At 72.8% G+C, this 21,730-nt stretch carries 20 protein-coding genes, 1 tRNA gene and 1 pseudogene; 8 read left to right on the top strand and 14 right to left on the bottom strand.

Annotated elements, in window-relative coordinates; genetic code table 11:
* Positions 1-83: 83 nt before the first annotated feature.
* The 6 genes from GA0070620_RS16300 to GA0070620_RS16325 all read right to left on the bottom strand — a co-directional run bounded on the left by GA0070620_RS16300 (position 84) and on the right by GA0070620_RS16325 (position 7,193).
* Positions 84-2,036, bottom strand: a complete 1,953-nt coding sequence (locus GA0070620_RS16300) for a VWA domain-containing protein (RefSeq protein ID WP_091591841.1) — start codon at positions 2,034-2,036, stop codon at positions 84-86.
* Positions 2,037-2,038: 2 nt separating this feature from the next.
* Positions 2,039-3,505, bottom strand: coding sequence for a sigma 54-interacting transcriptional regulator (locus tag GA0070620_RS16305; RefSeq protein WP_091591846.1), 1,467 nt, complete (start codon positions 3,503-3,505; stop codon positions 2,039-2,041).
* 65 nt (positions 3,506-3,570) lie between these two features.
* Positions 3,571-4,647 (bottom strand): hypothetical protein, encoded by a 1,077-nt coding sequence (locus GA0070620_RS16310; protein ID WP_091591849.1) that lies wholly within the window; start codon positions 4,645-4,647, stop codon positions 3,571-3,573.
* A 99-nt stretch (positions 4,648-4,746) separates the two neighbouring features.
* Complete coding sequence (locus tag GA0070620_RS16315) at positions 4,747-5,397, bottom strand: response regulator (protein WP_091591851.1); 651 nt, start codon at positions 5,395-5,397, stop codon at positions 4,747-4,749.
* Positions 5,394-6,641: a sensor histidine kinase gene (locus GA0070620_RS16320; RefSeq protein ID WP_091591853.1), complete on the bottom strand. Its 1,248-nt coding sequence runs from the start codon at positions 6,639-6,641 to the stop codon at positions 5,394-5,396. Before GA0070620_RS16320 ends, GA0070620_RS16315 begins: the two co-directional genes overlap by 4 nt.
* A 54-nt stretch (positions 6,642-6,695) precedes the next feature.
* Positions 6,696-7,193 carry a hemerythrin domain-containing protein gene (locus GA0070620_RS16325; RefSeq protein ID WP_091591856.1) on the bottom strand — a complete coding sequence of 166 codons (498 nt, stop codon included), beginning with the start codon at positions 7,191-7,193 and terminating at the stop codon, positions 6,696-6,698.
* A 98-nt stretch (positions 7,194-7,291) separates the two neighbouring features.
* Here GA0070620_RS16325 and mgrA point away from each other — a divergent pair, with 98 nt between their 5' ends.
* Together mgrA and GA0070620_RS16335 are read left to right on the top strand one after the other, a co-directional pair.
* Positions 7,292-8,287, top strand: coding sequence for an L-glyceraldehyde 3-phosphate reductase (gene mgrA, locus GA0070620_RS16330; protein WP_091591859.1), 996 nt, complete (start codon positions 7,292-7,294; stop codon positions 8,285-8,287).
* A 101-nt stretch (positions 8,288-8,388) separates the two neighbouring features.
* Entirely contained in the window at positions 8,389-8,511 is a 123-nt protein-coding gene (locus GA0070620_RS16335; protein WP_091591861.1) for a 50S ribosomal protein L36, read from the top strand.
* Between the two features lie 84 nt (positions 8,512-8,595).
* On the opposite strand, the gene GA0070620_RS16340 is transcribed toward GA0070620_RS16335, so the two are convergent.
* Positions 8,596-9,210, bottom strand: coding sequence for a hypothetical protein (locus tag GA0070620_RS16340; protein WP_091591862.1), 615 nt, complete (start codon positions 9,208-9,210; stop codon positions 8,596-8,598).
* Positions 9,211-9,750, bottom strand: a complete 540-nt coding sequence (locus tag GA0070620_RS16345) for a sigma-70 family RNA polymerase sigma factor (protein WP_091591864.1) — start codon at positions 9,748-9,750, stop codon at positions 9,211-9,213.
* A gap of 173 nt (positions 9,751-9,923) precedes the next feature.
* On the opposite strand from GA0070620_RS16345, the gene GA0070620_RS16350 reads away from it, so the two are divergent.
* Positions 9,924-10,718 carry an alpha/beta hydrolase gene (locus GA0070620_RS16350; RefSeq protein WP_091591866.1) on the top strand — a complete coding sequence of 265 codons (795 nt, stop codon included), beginning with the start codon at positions 9,924-9,926 and terminating at the stop codon, positions 10,716-10,718.
* 4 nt (positions 10,719-10,722) lie between these two features.
* Complete coding sequence (locus GA0070620_RS16355) at positions 10,723-11,514, top strand: MBL fold metallo-hydrolase (protein ID WP_091591869.1); 792 nt, start codon at positions 10,723-10,725, stop codon at positions 11,512-11,514.
* 27 nt (positions 11,515-11,541) lie between these two features.
* On the opposite strand, the gene GA0070620_RS16360 is transcribed toward GA0070620_RS16355, so the two are convergent.
* On the bottom strand, positions 11,542-12,306 hold the full coding sequence (locus tag GA0070620_RS16360; protein ID WP_091591871.1) for an SDR family oxidoreductase: 765 nt from the start codon (positions 12,304-12,306) through the stop codon (positions 11,542-11,544).
* Positions 12,307-12,405: 99 nt separating this feature from the next.
* On the opposite strand from GA0070620_RS16360, the gene GA0070620_RS16365 reads away from it, so the two are divergent.
* On the top strand, positions 12,406-13,260 hold the full coding sequence (locus GA0070620_RS16365; protein ID WP_091591873.1) for a helix-turn-helix transcriptional regulator: 855 nt from the start codon (positions 12,406-12,408) through the stop codon (positions 13,258-13,260).
* A gap of 37 nt (positions 13,261-13,297) precedes the next feature.
* Here GA0070620_RS16365 and GA0070620_RS16370 read toward each other — a convergent pair whose 3' ends face one another.
* Positions 13,298-15,133, bottom strand: a complete 1,836-nt coding sequence (locus GA0070620_RS16370; RefSeq protein ID WP_091591876.1) for a glycoside hydrolase family 15 protein — start codon at positions 15,131-15,133, stop codon at positions 13,298-13,300.
* Between the two features lie 124 nt (positions 15,134-15,257).
* Between GA0070620_RS16370 and GA0070620_RS33600 the strand changes: the two are divergent.
* Positions 15,258-16,453, top strand: a pseudogene (locus tag GA0070620_RS33600) (low temperature requirement protein A).
* 108 nt (positions 16,454-16,561) lie between these two features.
* On the top strand, positions 16,562-17,023 hold the full coding sequence (locus GA0070620_RS16385; protein WP_091591884.1) for a GNAT family N-acetyltransferase: 462 nt from the start codon (positions 16,562-16,564) through the stop codon (positions 17,021-17,023).
* 40 nt (positions 17,024-17,063) lie between these two features.
* Here GA0070620_RS16385 and GA0070620_RS16390 read toward each other — a convergent pair whose 3' ends face one another.
* The 3 genes from GA0070620_RS16390 to GA0070620_RS16400 all read right to left on the bottom strand — a co-directional run bounded on the left by GA0070620_RS16390 (position 17,064) and on the right by GA0070620_RS16400 (position 18,737).
* Positions 17,064-17,507, bottom strand: a complete 444-nt coding sequence (locus tag GA0070620_RS16390; RefSeq protein ID WP_091591887.1) for a GlcG/HbpS family heme-binding protein — start codon at positions 17,505-17,507, stop codon at positions 17,064-17,066.
* 457 nt (positions 17,508-17,964) lie between these two features.
* A tRNA-Ala gene (locus GA0070620_RS16395) sits at positions 17,965-18,037 on the bottom strand.
* Positions 18,038-18,146: 109 nt separating this feature from the next.
* Positions 18,147-18,737, bottom strand: a complete 591-nt coding sequence (locus GA0070620_RS16400; RefSeq protein ID WP_091598844.1) for a YqgE/AlgH family protein — start codon at positions 18,735-18,737, stop codon at positions 18,147-18,149.
* A gap of 337 nt (positions 18,738-19,074) precedes the next feature.
* On the opposite strand from GA0070620_RS16400, the gene mdlC reads away from it, so the two are divergent.
* Positions 19,075-20,670: a benzoylformate decarboxylase gene (mdlC, locus tag GA0070620_RS16405; RefSeq protein ID WP_197677458.1), complete on the top strand. Its 1,596-nt coding sequence runs from the start codon at positions 19,075-19,077 to the stop codon at positions 20,668-20,670.
* Between the two features lie 54 nt (positions 20,671-20,724).
* On the opposite strand, the gene GA0070620_RS16410 is transcribed toward mdlC, so the two are convergent.
* A complete protein-coding gene (locus GA0070620_RS16410) occupies positions 20,725-21,690 on the bottom strand; it encodes a hypothetical protein (RefSeq protein WP_091591892.1) in 966 nt (321 codons plus the stop codon).
* Positions 21,691-21,730 lie beyond the last annotated feature (40 nt).

Consider the following 21,730-nt stretch of genomic DNA (forward strand, 5'->3'; position numbering starts at 1 on the left):
TGTCCGGCACCACACCTGCATGATCGACGCGGACCGGGCGCGGCCCGGGCGCGGCCCGGGCGGGGTGAGCGCGCGGTGGGGCTTCAGCGGCGGGACTGGCGGGAGCGCAGGTAGTCGGAGACGACGTACTCGCCGAGGTCGTCCGGGTCCGGCGTGAACATCCGGCCCTTGCTGCGGCGGGCCACCGCGTCCACGAAGCGGCGCAGCCCCGGGTCGTCGCCGAGCATGAAGAGGTTCAGCGTCGCCCCGTAGCGGGCCAGCCGGTCGACCTCCCGGATCGTCGCCTCGATCGTCTCCGGCAGCGGCGGCCAGTGGAACAGCGGCTCACCGTCGTCCGGGTCCAGGTGGGCGGTCGGCTCACCGTCGGTGACCACCAGGACCACCGGCTCGGCGTCCGGGTGGCGGCGCAGGTGCCGGGCCGCCAGCCGCAGGGCGTGCTGCAGGTTGGTGCCCTGCTCGAAGTCCGGGTCGATGCCGGCCAACTCCTGCTGGCTCAGCGGCAGGGCCTGCCGGCCGAACCCGATGATCTGCAACGCGTCCTGCGGGAACCGGGTCGCCATCAGGTGCGACAGGGCGAGCGCCGTCTGCTTCATCGGCCCCCACCGCCCCTGGGAGATCATCGAGTACGACAGGTCGACGCAGAGCGCCACCGCCGCCGACGACCGCCGTTCGGTCTCCACCACCTCGAAGTCCTCGACCGCCAACTGCACCGGCACCTGCGGCCCGGCGCGGCGCACCGCCCGGGTCAGGGTGCGGACGACGTCCAGCGGCTGCTCGTCTCCGTACTCCCAGGGTCGGGACCCGCCGCTCACCTCGCCGGCGGCGCCCGCCGAGCGCAGGTCGTGCTGGCCGCGCGGCCCGGCGGTGAGGTCCGCGAAGACCCGCCGCAGCGCGGTGCCGCCGAGGCGGCGCAGCGCCTTCGGGCTCAGGGTCAGGCCGTCCGCGTCGCGGCTCACCCAGCCCTGCCGGCGCAGCTCCCGTTCCAGCTCCCGCAGCCGGCGTACGTCGTCGGCAGCGTCGCGGCCCAGCGTCCGGGCCACCGCGTCCACGTCGACGTCGTCCAGGGTCGCGCCCGGGTGCTCCTGGTCGAGCTGGTCGAGCAGGTCGTCCAGCTCGGCGATCTCGTCCAGCGCGCCCGCGGCCTCGCCGTAACCGAGCGGCTGCTCGCCCCGCACCCGCTCGCCCCGGTTCCAGCGCAGGTCGGGCCGCAGCGCGCGCAGGTGACCGTCGAGCGTGGCCAGCTCGCCGGCCAGCCGGTCACCCAGCGACTGCCGCATCAGCCCGGCCAGCTCCTCGCGCTGCCGGTCGGACAGCGACCGCATCAGCCGCTCACCGGCCGCCGACCGCCGCGCCAGCACGTCGACCAACTCGTCGACGTTCGCCGGCTGCTCCGGGAAGAACTCGCCGTGCCGCCGCATGAACTCGGCGAACGCGTCCGTCGTGTCCTCCGAGCGGGCGTGCCGCGCCAGCAGGTCGTTCAGGTCCCGCATCATCTCGGCCAGCCGCTGCTGGGCCGCCGGGTCGGCGGAGGCGCGGACGGCGTCCCGCAGCCCGGCGAACCGCTGGCCCAGCACGTCGTCGCGCAGCCCGTCGAGAATCTGCTGGTACGAGCGGCGCGCCTCGTCGCTGGCCCACTCGTAGCCGGCCAGCTCCTGCACGGCCCGGGCGGTGGAGCGCGGCAGGTTGTCCAGCACCGCCTCGGCGAACCGCGCCGCGTCGTCGTCCCGGCCGCGCAGCTCGTCGCGTTCGGCGGCGAGCGCCTGGTCGAGCAGGGCACGGGACCGGGTCACCGCGCCGTCCAGGTCGCCCCGGCGCAGCGCCTCCCGGCGCAGCCGCCGGGCGCGGGCGGCCAGCTCGTCGAGGCCGCCGCGCCCCTGCGGACCCCGGCGCAGCAGGTCCCGCAGCGCCTCCCGCAGGCTGCCGCCGGCCAGCACCTCGGAGCCGACCGCGTCGACCGCCGCACGCACGTCGTACGGGGGTGCCAGCGGGTCCGGCCCGCCGCGCCACTGCCCGTACCGGAACCGGTTGCCGGCCATGCTCAGCCCCGACCGCCGTAGACGGTGCGCCCGGTGTCGGTGACGTCCTTGCCGAGCCGGCGCGTCAGGTGCAGCCCTTCCAGCACGAACTCGACTCCGGCGGCGGCCTCCTCGGGGGTGGGCGCGTCGCCCATGCCGAGCCGGTCCAGCACCTTCGCCAGGCCGGGCACGGTGCCGACCTGGCGCAGCAGGTCCGCGGAGCCGACCAGCTCGCCCGTCTCGATCACCGCCCCCTCGGCGACGAGCTCGGTGAAGCCGGACAGGTCCAGCCCGGCCAGCCGGGCCCGGAACGTCTCGGCGGTGGCCGTCCGCAGCAGGTGGGCCAGGACCTCGATCTCCCGCCCCTCCTCGCCGCTCTCGAACTCGACCTTGCCGCGCAGCGTCGAGGTCACCGACACCGCGTCACCGACCCGGGCCACCGGGGCCTCGGGGCGTACCGCCGGGTCGCCGGCATCGGACGCGGAGCCGGCGGCCAGCAGACCGGAGCGGCGCAGCGCGGCGGCGGCCACGGTCTCGGCGGCGGCGATGGCGAACCGGGCGGAGACGCCGGAGCGTGGGTCCACCGACGGTGACTCCCGCACCGCCCGGGCGAACCGGGCCAGCACCTCCAGAACGTGCTCCGGCACCTCGGCGACCAGGTCCGCCTCCTGACGGATCAGGGCCAGCTCCAGGTCCAGGTCGACCGGGTAGTGGGTGCGGATCTCCGCGCCGAACCGGTCCTTGAGCGGGGTGATGATCCGGCCCCGGTTGGTGTAGTCCTCCGGGTTGGCGCTGGCCACCAGCAGCAGGTCCAGCGGCAGCCGCAGCTGGTAGCCACGGACCTGGATGTCGCGCTCCTCCAGCACGTTGAGCAGGGCCACCTGGATCCGCTCGGCGAGGTCGGGCAGCTCGTTGACGGCGAAGATGCCCCGGTTGGTGCGCGGCACCAGGCCGAAGTGGATCGTCTCCGGGTCGCCGAGGGTGCGCCCCTGGGCGATCCGGATCGGGTCGACGTCACCGATCAGGTCACCGACGCTGGTGTCGGGGGTGGCGAGCTTCTCGCCGTAGCGCATCGACCGGTGCAGCCAGCCGACCGGCAGGTCGTCGCCGGCCTCGGCGACCTGGGCGACGGAGGCCGGGGTGAGCGGGTGCAGCGGGTGCTCGTTGAGCGCCGAGCCGGGGATGACCGGGGTCCACTCGTCCAGCAGCGTGGCGAGCGAGCGGATCAGTCGGGTCTTGCCCTGGCCGCGTTCGCCGAGCAGCACCACGTCGTGTCCGGCGAGCAGCGCCCGCTCGACCTCGGGCAGCACGGTGTCGTCGTAGCCGACGATGCCGGGGAAACGGTCGGCGCCGGCGCGCATCCGGGCCAGTAGGTTGTCGCGGAGTTCCTGCTTGACGGTGCGGTAACGGTGGCCGGCCGCCTTCAGCTCGCCGAGCGTGCCGGGCAGGTCGGCCGGTGGGACCGGGATAACCGGGTTGGGCGCAGTCACCCGCCCACGCTAGCTCGCGAGGAGCGGGGGTGCCCGTACGTTGCCGGGTACCCCCGCTCCCACCCTCAGTCCTGCCCGCAGCGCGGGCAGGCGCCCCGGCGGCGCAGGTGGTACGCGTACGTGGCGAGGCCCAGCGCCGGCCCCCAGGCCGGCCAGAGCAGCACCGGCGCGGTGGCCAGGCTGAACCCGTCGCCCCCGGCCGACTCCCAGAAGGCCGGGTTGGTCATGATCCCGAAGACGGCCGCGGTGACCGCGACGGCGACCACGGTGGCCGGCACCACCGCGAGCCGCACCGGCACCGGCCGCCCCGCCAGCCCGAGCATCCAGCCGGGAAAGCGCTCGCCCCAGCGTTGGACGAGGCCGAGGGTGAGGACCGCGCCGACGGTGGCGAAGGCGCCGAGCCCCAGACCCGCCCAGACCAGGCCGCTCTGCTGCATCTCGGTCAGGAACGAGCGGGAGATGCCGAGCGGGATTCCGACCGCCCAGGCGAACCGGGTCAGCGCGTACCCGACGGGGATGATCGCGGCGATGCCGGCGGCCCACCGACCCCAGCGGGCGGCGGCGGCCGGGGTCCGCCAGCCCCGCCGGGCGTCGACCCGACCGCACGCCACGCAGGCGTTCGCGGTGCGACGCAGCCAGATCAGCACCGCGCCGGCCAGCAGCAGCCCGCCCACGGCGGCCGCGAACCGGGCGAAGAGTGCCCAGGTGAAGACCTCGGCGTAGTCGACCGGCGGCCAACCGAAGGGCGCACCGATGATCAGCATCGGGGCGTAGCCGAGGATGATCAGAACCTGGAGGTCCGGGACGACCACGGCGAGGACGAAGGCGACGGCCCAGCCGTAGCCGGCGAGCAGTGCCCGCAGCGGGCGGGACGTACGGACCGCCGGTCGGCTCATGGCCAGCGCGGCCACCGCCCCGGTCAGCAGCAGCGCGGCGAACACCGGCGCGCCGAGCCGGACCGGGATCAGTCGGAGGAGGTTGTCGCCGCCGTCCGGGTCGTTCGCGCCGAACGGGTAGCCGTCGCCGGTGAGCGTGGCGACCAGTGCGAGGACGCCCCAGAGGCCGAGCCAGCCGGCCGCCAGCGGGGCGAGTCGGTCCGGCCAGCGGACCGCCGGCCGAGGTGATGCATCGAGGACTGTCATGTTCCTCAGCCTCGGCCGGTGCGGCCGCCAAACCCTCCCGTACGCCGGGGAACCCGCTCCCCGGGCCGGGGGAGCCCAGCCGAGCGCCGGACGGCGGCCTCAGCCGGACGGCATGACGAAGCCGGACTCGTACGCGGCGATCACCGCCTGCGTGCGGTCGCGCACCCCCAGCTTGGCCAGCACGTTCCCGACGTGCGTCTTCACCGTCTCCCCACCGAGGACCAGGTGCGCGGCGATCTCCGAGTTGGACAGTCCGGCGGCCATCAGCCGCAGCACCTCGGCCTCTCGCTCGGTCAGCCGGGCCGCGCGCAGCCGGTCGGCGCCGCGCCCGCCGTACGCCCCGACCAGCTGCCGGATCGTGGCCGGGAAGAGCAGGGACTCGCCGGCGGCGACCACGCGCACCGCCTCCACCACCTCCGCCGGCCGGGCCCGCTTCAAGAGGAAGCCGCTGGCGCCGGCGCGCAGCGCGTCGTAGACGTACTCGTCGTTGGCGAAGGTGGTCACCACCAGCACCCGCGGCGGGTCGGCGGACGCGGCGAGCAGCCGCCGGGTGGCCTGGATGCCGTCGATCCCGGGCATCCGCACGTCCATGAGCACCACCGCGGGCCGGTGGCGGGCGACCAGCGGCAGCACCTCGGCGCCATCCGCGGCCTCGGCGAGCACCCGCAGGTCCGGCTGGGCGTCGATGATCGCCCGCAGGCCCACCCGGATCAGCTCGTCGTCGTCGACGATCAGCACCCCGACGGTCACCGCGCCCCCTGGTACGGCAGCCGGGCCCGGACGTGCCACCGGTCCCCCCGCGGGCCGGCGGTCAGCACGCCGCCGAGCAGCAGCACCCGCTCCCGCATTCCGTCCAGGCCCCGACCGCCCCGCGCCAGGACCGCCCCGCGCGGAGCCGGCACCAACTCGTTGACCAGCTCCAGCTCCAGCGTGTCCGGCCCGACGTCGAGCCGCAGCCGCACCGGCCCCCGGCCGTGCCGGGCCGCGTTCGTCAGCCCCTCCTGGACGATCCGGTAGCCCTCTCGGGAGACCGCAGCCGGGAGCGCGGCCGGGTCGCCGGCGCGCCGCGCGTCCACCGCGAGGCCGGCCGCGCGGGTGTCGGCGACGAGCCGGTCCAGGTCGGCGAGGGTACGCGTCGGCGTCACCGCGGGCCGGCCGGCGTCCGGCTCCCGGAGCAGCCCGAGCACGTGGTCCAGCTCGTCCATGGCGGTGCGGCCGGCCTCCTCGATCGCGGTCAGCGCCCGACGGACGAACTCCGGGTCGGTGTCCAGCAGCTCCCGGGCCGCCCCGGCCTGGAGGGTGGCCACGGTGAGCGCGTGGCCGACCGAGTCGTGCAGTTCCCGGGCCAGGCGGTTGCGTTCGGCGAGCCGGGTGGCGCGGGCCTCCAGCGCGGCGATCCGCTCGGCGGGCGCCGGCCCGAGCAGCACCGGCGCCATCGACGCGGCCAGCGCGCCGAGGCCGGCGACGGCGTAGCCCACACCGACCAGCAGCAGCACCCCGGTCAGCGTGAGCCAGCCGGAGTCCCGACCGTCCAGCGGGCCGAACCGCTCCTCGCTGATCAGCTCGGCGCCGATGCCGAACTGCTGGGCGATGAAGGCCAGCGCCATCGGCACGGCGCTGAGCAGCGCGAACATCACCAGCCCGCCGACGAGCAGGTGGGTGGCGATCCAGAGCGCGGCGCGCAGCCGGGTCTCCCGGTCGGCGCGGTGCCCGGGCGTCGGGTCGGGCAGGTCCACGCCGAGCAGCGCCCGGGCGGCGGCGATCTCCAGCGCCCGGCTGCCGTCGAGCAGCAGCGGCACCACGCCGATCACCGCGGCCACCACGAGCAGGGCGACCGCCAGCGACCGGGGCACCGAGGGACCCGTGAAGAGCTGCGAGAACGCCACCACGAGCAGCAGGTACGGCAGCACCAGCACCCCGCCGAGCAGCAGGAAGACGCCGCGTCGCCAGGTGCTGGGGGCGACCAGCGGGGCCAGGGCCGCTCGGGGGCTCACCGGCTCATTCTCCCGTCGGAGGCCGGCGCTCGGATCCCCCGCGACGGGGAGATGTCAGCGGTGCTCGCGGACGTACCGCTCCGGGTCCTTGTCGCCGAACGCGAGGTCCCGGCCGTTCTTGTGCTCGCCGTAGAAGGTCAGCCACCGCCGGCCCAACTCGGCCCGCAGCTCGGTGTCGGCGTGCCGACGGAAGTCGGGCAGCGCCTCGTCCTCCTCCTCGGCGAGGTGCTCGCTGTTCTCCCGGCGGGCCCGCCAGACCGCCGCCCACCACTGGTCGGAGCCGACCGGGTGCAGCTTCGACTCGGCGATCGCGTCGCGGATCTTGTTGTGGTCGCCTACCGCGTCGGCGGTCTCGGCCTCGCCGTCGTCGCCGTGGCGCACCAGGTGCGGGTAGAGGATCGTCTCCTCGGCCTCCGCGTGGATGTCCAGGTGCAGGGCGAGCGCGTCCCAGATCGCCAGCAGCTCCTGCTCGCTGCGGGCGTCGTCCAGCCGGGCGAAGCCCCGCCGAAACGCGGCGTGGTCGTCCATGATCATGGCGGTGATGTCGTCCATCGTGTCCCCCGCTCGGATGTACCGGCGTGAGGGTCAACTCCGCGGTGGCGCACTTGGTCACGCTCCCGGGCAGCCTGTCGGTAACGGCGACTAGGCTCATGATCGTGACGTATCTCGCCGCGGACGACCGCTACGACACCATGACCTACCGGCGCAGCGGGCGCAGCGGCCTGCGGCTGCCCGCCATCTCCCTCGGCCTGTGGCACAACTTCGGCCCCGACCGCCCGTTCGACCGACAGCGGGACATCGTCCGCCGCGCGTTCGACCTCGGCGTCACCCACTTCGACCTGGCCAACAACTACGGGCCGCCGCCCGGCGCCGCGGAGGAGAACTTCGGCCGGCTGCTCGCCACCGACCTGCGGCCCTACCGGGACGAGCTGGTCATCTCCAGCAAGGCCGGCTACCTGATGTGGCCCGGCCCCTACGGCGAGTGGGGATCCCGCAAATACCTGATCTCCTCGCTCGACCAGTCGCTGCGCCGGATGGGCCTGGACTACGTCGACGTCTTCTACTCCCACCGGTTCGACCCGGAGACGCCGCTGGAGGAGACGATGGGGGCGCTCGACGCCGTCGTCCGCTCCGGCAAGGCGCTTTACGTGGGCATCTCCAACTACAACTCGGAGCAGACCGCCCGCGCCGCCGCGATCCTGCGGGACCTGGGCACCCCGCTGCTGATCAACCAGCCGTCCTACTCGATGCTCAACCGCTGGACCGAGGCGGACGGCCTGTTGGACACGCTGGCCGAGGTCGGCGCGGGCTGCATCGCCTACAGCCCGCTGGCGCAGGGCCTGCTGACCGACCGCTACCTGGGCGGCATCCCGGCCGACTCGCGCATCCGTACGAGCGTCTTCCTCAACGAGAGCGACCTCGACGAGAAGCGGATGGCGACCATCCGCGCGCTGGGCGCGATCGCCGAGCGACGCGGCCAGACCCTCGCCCAGCTCGCGCTCGCCTGGGCGCTGCGCGACCCGCGCATGACCAGCCTCATCATCGGGGCGAGCAGCGTCCCGCAGCTGGAGGCGAACATCGCCGCGCTGGCCAACCTCGATTTCACCGACGAGGAGCTGACCGAGATCGACAAGCACCTCGGCTGACCGCGTCCGGGCCGACGCGCACCCGGGAATCCCCGGGTGCGCGTCGGCGTTTTCCCCTGCGTACGGCACGAGGCAGGACCCGAGCCGGAGGAGATTAGGACATGAAGGTACGTAGTTCGCTGCGGTCGCTGAAGCAGAAGCCGGGCTCCGTGGTGGTCCGCCGCCGCGGCCGGGTGGTCGTGGTCAACCGCGCCAACCCCCAGTGGAAGAGCCGCCAGGGCTGACATCTCGTTCACCGTTCGGCGCCGTCGCACCCGCGACGGCGCCGTTCGTCCGTTTCGGCCAACCCGGCCCCGGGCGAGACCCGGCTACTTCTGACTCGGCATCGGCACACACGTCATTGCAGCACCCCGAGCGACGAGCGCGGCATCCATCTTGTGCCCCTTGGCCGCGGGATTCGGACGGAAGATACTGAAGATCAGCTCGCTGCCGGCCGGCATCGCCTTCGGGGTGATAACGAATGCGAACTCGTATCCAGGCGCGGCAACCTCGGCACGATAGACCTTCTCAGCCCCGGGCAGTTCCGCACCGACCGGCGTGCAACGCTTGCCGATCTCCACCTGCGCCGGCACATCTGCGGACGCGAGCGCCGCACGCAGCGCCTGCGGATCAGTCACCTCATCATGCAGGATCAGCTCGACAGTCTGATCCGCCTGACGCTTCACCTCGAACGCCACAGGCGTCAGGGACGCCCCGCCAGACGGCCCACCAGCCGTCGACACCTCCGGAGCAGGGGTCGCTGCCGGCAGGGCCAACGCCAGCCCGGCGATGACCGCGACCGCACCCCCACCTCCGACGGCACCCAGCAGCCCTCGATGACGACGCCGCTGACGACCCCGCTGCTCGATCCGGTCGAGCGGCCGCGTCATACGCACATCCGCGACCGACCGCCGCAGTTCCTCGACAACCCGCTCGTCGTTCATCTAGCTCACTTCCTCCAGATCTGAATTCATAAGATGAGTCCGCAAAGCTGCGGTCGCCCGAGACAGATGAGCACCAACGGTCCCCACCGATATCCCCAGCACCTCGGCGGTCGTTCGTGCGTCCAGATCGAGCCAAACCCGAAGCAGGACCACCTCGCGTTGTCGCCGCGGCAGGCCGCGAACGAGGGTAAGCAAATCCTCATGCGAGCCGGTCGCTTCGTAGGAACCGATGACATCGCTGTTTGCCAGTGGTGACTCCCGTCGACGCCTGCGCCACCACGAGACGCGGAGGTTGAGGGCCGTCCTGACCACCCAAGCTGCCGGCGCCGGATGTCGCTGCACCTTCGGCCAGGACGCCCAGGCGCGGGAAAAGGCCTCCGCAACGAGATCCTCCGCAAGGGCGGGCTCTCGTGAGACGGCGACCACAGCCCGCAAACAGTCGTCCCGGCAACCCGAGTAAAAGGCCGCGAATTCCTTCCGTTCTCGCTCCACGCCTCCCCCACGCCTGAGCCGGACGACAGACTTACCAACCCAGCGCATTGTGACCGGCGTCACCTTCGGCAATCTGCATGGGTGCTGCCGCGAACGGCACCGTTCGTCCGTTATGGGGTTGGAGGCGTCATCCCCCAAGGTTCGTCATCCACGGGTGAACAGCCGGCCGGATCGCCGACACTGAGAACGGCCCGTGCGCTTCCCGGCAGCCTGGAGGACCGATGACACCCGACACGATCGTTCTGATCCACGGGTTCTGGGTGACACCGCGCAGCTGGGAGCATTGGAAGACGCACTACGAGCAGCAGGGCTACCGGGTGCTCGCGCCCGCGTACCCGGGGTTCGAGGTCGAGGTCGAGGCGCTGAGGGCCGACCCGAGCCCGATCGCGCGGGTCACCGTGCCGGAGATCGTCAGCCACCTGGAGTCGGTGGTCCGCGCCCTGCCCACGCCGCCCGTCCTGATCGGGCACTCGGCTGGCGGCGTGTTCACTCAGATCCTGCTCGACCACGGCCTCGGCGCGACCGGCGTGGTGCTCAACTCGGCGCCCACCGAGGGCGTCAGGGTGGCACCCCTGTCCCAGCTGAGGTCGACCTTCCCGGTGCTGCGCAACCCCGCAAACCGGCACAAGGCGATCGGCTTCACGCACCAGCAGTGGCACTACGCGTTCACCAACACGTTCAGCGAGCCGGAGTCCCGCGCGCTCTACGAGCGCTACCACATCCCGGCCTCCGCCTCGATCCTCTGGGGCAGCCTGCTGGCGAACGTCCGGCCCGGCCACCAGGACACCTGGGTCGACTACACCAACGACGCCCGCGCCCCGCTGCTGTTCGTCTCCGGCGGTGAGGACCACCTGATGCCGCCGAGCGTCCAGCGCGCCAACGCCCAGCACTACACGTCGGACGCGGTGACCCAGCACAAGGAGTACCCGGGCTACGCGCACCTGCTGCCGGCGCAGCAGGGCTGGCAGCAGATCGCCGACGAGGTCCTCACCTGGGCCCTCGCGCACGCCCGGTAGGCCGATGACCGACGTCCGGATCACCCACGTCGGCGGGCCGACCACGCTCATCGAACTCGACGGGCTGCGGCTGCTGACCGACCCCACCTTCGATCCGCCCGGCCGGCGGTACACGTTCGGGTGGGGGTCGGCCTCCCGCAAGACCATCGGCCCCGCGCTGGCCGCCGGCGACCTGCCGCCGATCGACGCCGTGCTGCTCACTCACGACCAGCACGGCGACAACCTGGACACGGCGGGGCGCGCGCTGCTCCCGGCCGCCCGCGTCGTGCTCACGACCAGGGCCGCGGCCCGCCGGCTGGGCGGCAACGCCGTCGGGCTCGCGCCCTGGCAGACCACCACCATCGGGTACGACAGCGGTCGACTGCTGGTCACCGCGACGCCGGCCCGGCACGGGCCCCCGCTCAGCCGCGCCATCACCGGACCGGTGACCGGCTTCGCCCTGCGTCGGCCCGACCGCCCCGACGCGTTCTGGATCACCGGCGACACCGTTCTGCACGGCGGCCTGCGCCGGGTGGCCGGTCGGCTGACCGTCCGGACGGCGCTGCTCCACCTCGGAGCGGTCCGGTTCGGCGTCACCGGGCCGGTCCGCTACAGCATGGACGCCCGGGAGGCCGTCGAGCTGTGCCGGCTGCTGCGCCCCCGGACGGTGCTGCCCGTGCACTACGAGGGCTGGGGCCACTTCCACGAGGGCCGGGAGCCGGTCGAGCGGGCCTTCGCCACCGCACCCGACGAGGTGCGGTCGGCGCTGCGCTGGCTCCCGATCGGCGCCCCGGTGACCCTCCCCGACGCCCTCTGAGCCGCCGGGGCAGCCGGGCGACGCGAGCTACTTCCCGTGCGGATCGCTGTCGTTCAGGGCCGCGACGACCTGCTCGTAGTCGCCGCGCGCCTCGCCGTAGCGGAGGAACTTCACCCGCTCGACCTGGATCTCCTTCGCGTCCGGCTGCGTCTCGATCAGCTCGACCGTCTCCGCCACGAACTCGTCGAGCGGCATCGCGACCTCATTGGTCTCCTGGCCGGGCATCAGCGCCGTCCGCACCGACGGGGGCACCAGCTCCAGCACCTTCACGTTCGTGTCGGCGAGCTGGAGCCGCAGCGACTCGCTGAGCATGTGGATCGCGGCCTTGGAGGCGTTGTAGCTCGGGGTGACCTTGAGCGGGGTGAACGCGAGGCCCGAGGAGACGGTGACGATCGTGGCGTCCGGCCGGGTCTGCAGGTGCTCGACGAACGCGGCGATCAGGCGGATCGGCCCGAGCACGTTCGTGGTCACCACGGCCTCGGCGGAGGCGAGGAAGCTCTCCGGCCGGTGCCAGTCCTCGGCCCGCATGATCCCAGCCATCGTGACCAGGACGTTCAGGTCGGGGTGCCGCGCCAGCACCTCCTTCGCCGCGGCGTCGATGCTCGCCGCGTCCGCCGTGTCGATCTGCACGGTGTCGATGCCCGGGTACTCCGCCGCGATCTGCCGCAGCAGGTCCGCCCGCCGGCCGCCGATGATGATCCGGTTGCCGCGCTCCCGCAGCTTCAGGGCAAGGGCGAGACCGATCCCGCTCGTCGAGCCGGGGATGAAGATGGTGTTTCCCGAGATGTTCATGTCTCCACGGTGCGCGGGGGTGCGGAGCGGCGGAAGAGAGCGCTCATCGGGGGATCCGCGATCCCTGGTTGACGCCACGACCGGACGGATACTGGGGTCATGGACCGCGCCGCTCTCGCCGATTTCCTGCGTCGCCGCCGCGAGGCGCTGCAGCCCGAGGATGTCGGGCTGGCGCCCGGTCCGCGGCGCCGTGCCCCGGGGTTGAAGCGGGAGGAGGTCGCGTCGCTCGCCGCGATGTCGACCGACTACTACACCCGCCTGGAGCAGCAGCGCGGCCCGCAGCCGAGCGAGCAGATGCTCGCCTCCCTCGCGCGGGCGCTGCGGCTGACCGGCGGGGAACGGGACTACCTGTTCCAGGTGGCCGGGCGCAACGCGCCCACCGCCGTGCCGGCCGGCACCCACGTCGCCCCGGCGCTGCTGCGGGTGCTGGACCGCCTCGACGACACCCCGGCGCTGATCCTGTCCAACCTCGGCGAGACGCTCGTCCAGAACCGGATGGCCGCCGCCCTGTTCGGCGACCGGTCCGGCCACACCGGCCTGGCCCGCAGCGAGATCTACCGCTGGTTCACCGACCCCACCGAACGGCTGCGCTACCCGGAGGACGACCGCGACCGGCAGAGCCGCGCCCTGGTGGCGACGTTGCGCGCCGCGTACGGGTCGATGGGCCCGCAGTCGCGGGCCGGCGAGTTCGTGCGGGCGCTGCGGAAGGCGAGCCCGGAGTTCGTCGAGCTGTGGGAGCGGCACGAGGTCGGCCGGCGGTTCGCCGACCACAAGACGCTCGTCCATCCCGAGCTGGGGCCGATCGAGCTGGACTGCCAGGCGCTGTTCACCGAGGACCAGTCCCAGGCGCTGCTGGTGCTCACCGCGCCGCCGCGCAGTGAGGGCTACGAGAAGCTCCAACTGCTGCGGGTGCTGGGGCACGAGCGCTTCCCCAGCGACCTGCTCCCCGGCTGACCGGTTGCCACGGGGCGGGGGACGCCCTCGCCCACCGCTACGACCGGTGGGACCGCTCGGACATCAACTGGTCGAGATGGAGGGCGGCGGCGATGAGGGACAGGTGGCTGAACGCCTGCGGGAAGTTGCCGATCTGCTCGCCGCTGGGCGCGATCTCCTCGGAGTAGAGGCCGAGCCGGCTGCTGTAGGTGAGCATCTTCTCGAAGGTGAGCCGGGCCTCGTCCAGGCGCCCGGCCTCGGCGAGTGACCGCACGTACCAGAAGCTGCACATGCTGAAGGTGCCCTCGTTCCCGGCCAGGCCGTCGGGCGACGCGGCCGGGTTGTAGCGGTAGACGAGGCTGTCGGACACGAGTTCGTTCTCCATGGCCCGCAGCGTCGACAGCCACATCGGGTCGGTCGGCGACACGATGCCGAGCGACGGCATGGCGAGCAACGACGCGTCCAGCACGTCGGTCCGGTAGTGCTGCACGAACGCGCCACGCCCGCGGTGGAACCCCTGGGACATGATCTGCTCGTAGATCGCGTCGCGGTTGCGCGCCCACGTCGCCGTCTCCGCCGGACGGCCGTTGCGCCGGGCCAGGCGGATCCCCTGATCGAGCGCCACCCAGGACATCAGCCGTCCGTAGGTGAAGTCCTGACGGCCGCCCCGGGTCTCCCAGATGCCGTCCTCGGGCTGGTCCCAGTTGTCGCAGAGCCAGTCGACGATCCGTACCATGCTCCGCCATCCCTCGTGGGAGCCGTGCATGCCCTCACTGGACGCTCGATGGATGGCGTGGACGACCTCGCCGTAGATGTCGAGCTGGAGTTGACCCGCCGCGTCGTTGCCGATCCGCACCGGCGCCGACCCCCGGTAGCCCTCCAGATGGTCGAGGACCTCCTCGGTGAGGTCACGCTGCCCGTCGACGCGGTACATGATCTGCAGCGGTACGCCCTCGTTCGCGCTCGCCACGACGCGGTCCTCGACCCAGCCCAGATACCGGTGGGCCTCCTCGGTGAAGCCCACGCTCAACAGCGCGAACACGGAGGTGGAGGCGTCGCGGATCCAGGCGTAGCGGTAGTCCCAGTTGCGTTCCCCGCCGACCTGCTCGGGCAGACCGGCCGTGGGTGCGGCCACCAGCGCGCCGGTGGGGGCGTACGTCATCAGCTTCAGCGTGATCGCCGATCGTTCGACGATTTCCCGCCACCGCCCCTGGTAGCGGTAGTCGGCCAGCCACCGCCGCCAGTAGTCCCGGGTCCGGTCCATCAGTTCCCAGGCCTCGTCGGGCGTGACGACGCGCGGCGAGTCCCCGGCCGTCTCCAGGATCACGCCGCCGACCTGACCCTGGCGCAGCGTGCCGACCAGGTGGACGCCCTCGTCGCCGCGCCGGACCTCGCCGTCCTCGAACAGCTGGCCGCCGCCCCGGATGGGGCTGAGGTGCACAGTGAGGGTCGAACCGCGGAAGACCACCCCGTCCGGACGGATGTCCACCTCGTGCCGCCCCCGGGCATAGTCGAACCGGGGTTGACAGTCGATCCGGAACCGCATGGTGCCGCGGACCACCTGCACGATGCGGACCAGCCGGTGCCGGTCAGTGGCCTGCTCACCCGTCACCGGCATGAAGTCGATCACCTCGCCCACACCGTCCGGTGTGAGGAATCGGGTGATCAGGATCGGTGTGCTGGGCAGGTACAGCTGTTTGCTGGTGTAGTCGGTGCCGTCCGGGGAGATCTGGAAGTGGCCGCCCCGTCGGTTGTCCAGCAGCCCGGCGAAGATGCTCGGGGAGTCGAACCGGGGGGCGCAGAACCAGTTCACGGTCCCGTCGTCGGTCACCAGCGCGGCCGTCTGAAGGTCTCCGATCAGTCCGTGTGCCTCCACGGCAGGGTACGAGTCCACCGGCCCTCCATCGCATCGTTCAGGCGGTATGCCCAGCTTATGACGATTCGATGAGGTGATTCCGGATCAAACTCGGATAAGCACTCGGAGTGCACACCCAGGCGACCGCTCAGCAGGGGAACCCGTGCCATCGACGAACGACCGCCCGCAGACGCACTCGCCGCTGCGGACCCGGGACGCGCCGAAACAACCCGCGTTCCTCGAACTCTTCTTCGACCTGGTCTACGTCTTCGCCCTGACCCAGCTCACCCACCTGCTGATCGACGACCTCACCCTGACCGGCGGGTTCGAAGCGCTGGTGCTGTTCCTGGCACTGTGGTGGCTCTGGCTCCTGACCGCCTGGCTCACCGACCAGTTCGACCCGCAGAGCGCGTCCGTGCAGTGGTACGTGCTCCTGGCGATGTTCGGCATCCTGCTGATGGCCATCCAGGTGCCGAAGGGATTCGACGGCAACGGCCTCCTGTTCGGCGTGATCTTCACGGCCGTCAACCTGGGACGGTTCCTCTTCGTCCTACGCGTCGCGCGCGGCACCACCGTGCTGCGGCACGCGACGCGCGCCTGGTTCTGGGCCGCCATCTCGACGGCGCTCTGGATCCCCGGTGCGTTCCTCGACGGGTGGGCGCGCGGCGTCGTGTGGCTGGCGGCCCTGGCCGTCAACTACGTCTCCGCCGCGCTGCGCTGGCCGGTCCCGTGGCGCAAACGTCAGGAAACGGCACCCGTATTGCGACTCACCTCGCGGAGCGTTACCGGCAGGTCTTCATCATCGCGCTCGGCGAGATCGTCCTGATCATGGGCCTGACCTTCAGCACCAGCGGCTACGAGAGCTTCACCTTCGACCGGACGCTGGTGCTCACCCTGTCGTACGCCAGCGCCGCCCTCATGTGGCGGCTCTACATCTACCAGGCCGGTTCCCAGCTCGCCCCGGCCATCGCGGCCTCTCGGAACCCGCACCGCCTCAGCCAGTGGTCCGCGTACGCGCACATCGCCATGATCGCCGGCAGCATCCTGACCGCGGTCGGCTTCACCCTGGCCCTCGACCATCCCACCGAGTCGACACCGGCGGCGTGGATCGCGGGCATCACCGGCGGCCCCGCCCTGTTCCTGGCCGGGCGGGCCGGCTTCGAATACGTGATCTTCGGCCGGGTCACGCCGCCCCGGCCGGTCGGGATCGTCGTCCTCGCCGCCCTCTCCCCCGCGGCGGTCCACCTGCCGCCCGAGGTCACGCTGGCCGCGGCGACCCTCGTCCTCGCCGGCGTCGCCGTCTGGGACACCGCGAGCGGCTACCGTCGACCACCGAAGCAGGTCGCACCACCGGCCTGAGGCCGCGAGCCGCGCTCGTCCCGGACGCCGCCGGATCACCGAGCTGGCCTGCGGGACCAGCCGACCCGGCAGGCTGACCTCGGTCGGTCACGTGATAGCAATGGCCGCGTGAGCGAGATCCAGATCCGTCGTGCCACCGAAACAGACCTCCCGGCCGCCGCAGAACTTCGCTGGCAATGGCTGCTGGAGCTGGATCAGCGACCCCAGGGCAGCCGGGAGGATTACGTCGCCTACCTCACGACGTGGGCTCGCAGCGCTCCCGGGCACGAATGTTTCCTCGCGGCCCGAGGCGACGCCGTCATCGGGATGGCCTGGCTGGCGATCACCGATCGCGTGCCGTCCGCAGCCGCCTTCGACCGGCGCTCCGGCGATTTGCAGAGCGTCTACGTACTCGCTGCGGAGCGGCACCACGGCGTCGGCGGGCAGCTCGTACACGCCGTCGTCACCCGGGCGGCTGAACTCGGACTGGAGCACCTCACCGTGCACGCCCGCGCCCTGGCGATCGACCTCTACCAGCGGCACGGTTTCGCGATGCAGCCCCGGCTGATGCTGCTGAAGCCAGGCGGTTAGTCAGGGCACGCCGCTGGGCAGAACCGAGGTTGCCCAGTTGCTAGCCTTCACCAGCTCCGGGGCGGGCCGCGAGGCCAACGGCATCGATGGCGGCAAGCACACAGATTTCGTCGTTGTCGCCGGCGTCGCCGGACGCGCCGACCGCGCCGATCACCGCCGCGTTCGCGTCGAGGATCAACACCCCGCCCGGTGAAGGGATCATCCGTCCGCCGGTAGCAGCCGATGCGGCCATGACGAAGGCCGGGAAACTCTCAGCGCGCTCCATCAACTCCCGCGTGCCGAAGCCCATGCCCAACGCTCCCCACGCCTTCGCATGAGCCAGGTGGAATCGCGCGAAACCCGCCCCGTCCTCGCGCTGAAAGGCGAGGAGGTGGCCACCGGCATCCAGCACGGCGACGGCCAGCGGATCGAGATTCATCGCCCGCCCGCGGGCGATCGCAGCGGCGATGATCGTGTTGGCTTGCTCCAGCTTGAGCACTGTCATGGCCTCAATCGATAGTCCGCCAATATCGGCGAGACGATACCGCAGGACCGCATGCCGCCCAGGAAGGCGTTCATGCACCATCAGGCGCCGACGTACGCAACGGCGAGCGCCGAAGCGGGTCGCGCCACCAGCCTGAGGCACCAGCCGTGATCGTCCCGGAAGCCGCCGGCTCACCGAGGGGAGGCGGCCGCGTCCGGGCGAGGCGGCGAGAGCGCCATCTTCTGCCAGTTGCGGAAGACGACGCGGTGCACCGACTTCAACCCGACCCACAGCGCGGGATAAAGCACGCACGGCGCAACCCGCGGACGCTCACGTTGGTGGTCCGCGTGATCCGTGTGCCGCGACCGGCGGGGGACAGCTGCCAGGTGCGCCTCGTCGAGCCGGTGAAGAGCCGTCATCTTGTCCGGAATGACGGAGGGCGTCCGCCGTGTCCGGCGAACGCCCTGATCGCGAAGGGTGGAGCCGAGGGGACTCGAACCCCTGACCCCCACACTGCCAGTGTGGTGCGCTACCAGCTGCGCCACGGCCCCTTGCGGTTGTCCCGGTCGCCCGGGCACTGGCGAAACTATACACATGCCGGCGGGCGTGGTCATCTCGCGGGGTACCCGCCCCCGTCACGGCCCCCTCCGACCCCGGCCGTCAGTTCAGCGCCACGTCCGGCGGGAAGTGGGCCACGGCGGCCATCATCCCGCCCTGGCGACGCAGCACCATCGGCCACAGGTCGTCGGGCCGGTCGACGAAGGCGTCCCCGGGCAGCGCGTCGAGCACGAACCAGGAGCCCTCCTCGATCTCGTTCTCCAGCTGCCCCGAACCCCAGCCCGAGTAGCCGGCGAAGACCCGGATGCCGCCGACGCTCTCCCGCAGCCGCTCCGGGTCGACCGAGAGGTCGATGGTGCCGACCGCGCCGGAGACCTGGTGGAAGCCTTTGAGCCGGGTCACCGGCTGCCGCATCCGGGCGAGGCAGATGGCCGAGTCGGGCTGGACGGGCCCGCCCTCGAAGAGCACCGCCGGGTGCCGGGCCAGGTCGCCCCAGTCGCCGAGGACGTCGGAGACCGGCACCTCGGTGGCACGGTTGAGCACCACGCCGAGCGCCCCGCCCGGCTCGTGGGCGACGAGCAGCACCACCGTACGGTCGAAGTTGGGGTCCTTCAGAGCCGGAGTCGCGACCAGCAGCCGCCCGGTCATCGACTCCATGGCCCGCCCGCCGATCGCCTGGCCCTCTCCCTGCATGTCACGCACCTGTCACCCGTGCTCCGCACGGGAGCCGTTGTCCTGTCGGGCAATCGGGATCCGCGCTGTCAACGCCATGCCTGGCACCATAGCCTGCGCCGGGGTCGGTGGCTAAGGTCTGCGCGGCGGGTGATCGGCCGAAATGAAGGACCGTCGATGGTTCCGACGGCCGATCCGCGAGCGCCGACCGCTCGGGCCCGCGCGCGGCGGGCCGCGCACGACCGGGGGACGGCGGAGAAAAGCCCGAACTGCCCGGCCTGTCCCGATAGATTCGCAGGGGTCGGGGCGCGCCGTCTCCGGCGAGCCGAGCACGCCCGCGACACGGAGGCAGGTGGCGATGGCAACTGTCCGGGAGACGACGTACGACCTGCTCCGCAGCCTCGGCCTGACCACCGTCTTCGGCAATCCCGGCTCCACCGAGGAGCCCTTCCTCCAGGAGTTCCCGCCCGACTTCCACTACGTGCTCGCGTTGCACGAGGCGTCCGCGGTCGGGATCGCCGACGGGTACGCCCAGGCCACCGGCCGCCCCGCGCACGTCAACCTGCACACCGCCCCAGGCACCGGCAACGGCATGGGCAACCTCGTGACCGCCTGGCACAACAAGACCCCCCTCATCGTCACCGCCGGCCAGCAGACCCGCGAGATGCTGCTGCTCGAACCCCGGCTGACCAGCCGCCGGGCGACGGAGTTCGCCCAGCCGTACGTGAAGTGGGCCTACGAGCCCGTCCGGGCGCAGGACATCCCCGGCGCGCTGCTGCGGGCGTACGCGACCGCGGTGCAGCCACCGGCCGGCCCGGTCTTCCTCTCGTTGCCGCTGGACGACTGGGCCCAGCCCGCCGACCCGCCCCCGCCGCCACGCTCGGTGGCCACCCGCTACGCCCCGGACCCGGAGCAGCTCGCACGCTTCGCCGACCTCCTCGCGGGCAGCCGCAACCCGGCCCTGGTGTTCGGCGCCGCGGTCGACCGCGCGGACGGCTGGCCGCTCGCGGCGGCGCTGGCCGAGCGGCTGGCCGCGCCGGTCTGGTCCGCCCCCGCGCCCGAGCGGGCCGGTTTCCCGGAGGACCACCCGCACTACCGGGGCGTGCTGCCGTTCGCGATCGGCCCCCTCGCCGACACGCTGCGCGGCCACGACACGATCCTCGTGGTGGGCGCGCCCGTCTTCCGCTACTACCCCCACGTGCCGGGCGAGTACCTGCCGGACGGGGCCCGGCTGCTGCACGTCACCGACGACCCGGACGAGGTGGCCCGGGCACCGGTCGGTGACAGCGTGCTCGCCGACCCGGGGCTCGCCCTGGCCGCGCTGGTCGACCTCGTGCCGCGCGCCGACCGGCCGGCGCCGGAGCCGAGCCCCGCGCCGCCACCGCCGGAGGTCACGACACCGCTGAGCGCCGACGCGCTGTTCGCCGCGCTGGCCGGGCACTGGCCGGCGGACGGCGTGCTGGTGCAGGAGAGCCCGTCCAACCTGTCCGCCCTGCGCCGGCGGCTGCGCATCACCCGCCCGTCGTCGTACTTCACGATGGCCAGCGGTGGCCTGGGCTACGGCCTGCCGGCGGCGGTCGGCGTGGCGCTGGCCGAGCGGGACACCGGTCGGGGCCGCCCGGTGGTCGCGGTGATCGGCGACGGCTCGTTCCACTACTCGGTGCAGGCGCTGTGGACGGCCGCGCGGCTGCGGCTGCCGCTGGTCGTGGTGGTGCCGGTCAACCAGCAGTACGCGATCCTGAAGGCGTTCGCCGAGCTCAAGGACACGCCCGGCGTGCCCGGGCTGGACCTGCCCGGCCTGGACCTCACGGCCGTGGCGCGGGGGTACGGCTGCCACGCCCGCGTGGTGCAGACGCCGGACGAGCTCGGGGAGGCGCTCGCCGACGGGTTGGCGGCGGACGGCCCGACCGTGCTGCCGGTGCCGATCAGCACGGATCCGCCCCGGCTCCTCTGAGCGGCACGCGCGGCCCGGCCCCCGCCGACGAGCGGTCACCCGACGCATCCGCCGTCAACGCGGCGCGAGTCGCAGCGGCGCGCCGGTGAGCACGTCCAGCACGGGTCGGGCGCCCAGCGGCGCCTTCAGCGTGACGGTGACCGGCGCCAGCTTCAGCTGGTCGGTGCAGATTCCGCTGGCCCGGGTCACCCCGCCGCCGACCACCACGACGTCGTCACGCTCCTGCACGAGGGGGGTGATGCCGGTGTCGCAGGCGCCCACGCCCAGCCGGTAGGTGACGCGGTCGCCGTCCACCTCCTGGAGGTCCTGTGCGCCGACGACGCCGTCGGGGGCGCCGCGCTGCGGGGTGCTGCCCTCCGGGGCGGCCCCGGTCGCCTGGGGCGCCACCGCGAGCCGGGCCACCGGGACCGCCAACTCCTGCACCGTGAACAGCCACGCCGGCACCCGCGCCTCGCCCCGGCTGGTCCGCACGGGCGCGGTGTCGAGCCGCACGGCGGTGATGGTCAGCGGAGTGCAGGCGGACTGCGGCGGGCCGGTCACCCAGCCGTCCGGTCCGGGCTCGATCGTCGGACCACCCTTGGTCCGGGGCGGCGGCGACTGTGGACGCTCCTCGCACGGCGGCGGGTCCCCCTGGTCGAGCTCCCGGTACGCGTCGGCGGCGCTCACCAGCGGCACGGTCAGCGTGCCGTCCGGGAAGCGGATCGTGCCGTCGGCCGGCCGCCCACCGGGCAGCGGAACCTGCGCGCGGTACCAGCCCGCCTGGTACGCCAGCTCGGTGTCGGGCGTGAACCGCGGGTCGCCGGTCAGCACGGTCGGGCCCTCCAGCGGCACGTACCCGCGGGTCCACGTCGGATCGGGTCGCCACGCCTCGGCGGCCTCCGTGGCCCGCTGCGAGAAGCCCTCCCAACGGTGGTCCGGACTGGTGGCCCCACCCGCAGCGGTGGGGGTGGAGCCGGTCTGGGCGCACGCGGCGGCCAGCATCAGCAGCGGCAGGCTCAGCAGGACGAGTGGTCGACGCATGGCGGTAGGACGTGTCGCGTCGGCCACCGGTTCCCGCCGC

The organism is Micromonospora krabiensis (assembly GCF_900091425.1).
GTDB classification, from domain to species: Bacteria; Actinomycetota; Actinomycetes; order Mycobacteriales; family Micromonosporaceae; genus Micromonospora; species Micromonospora krabiensis.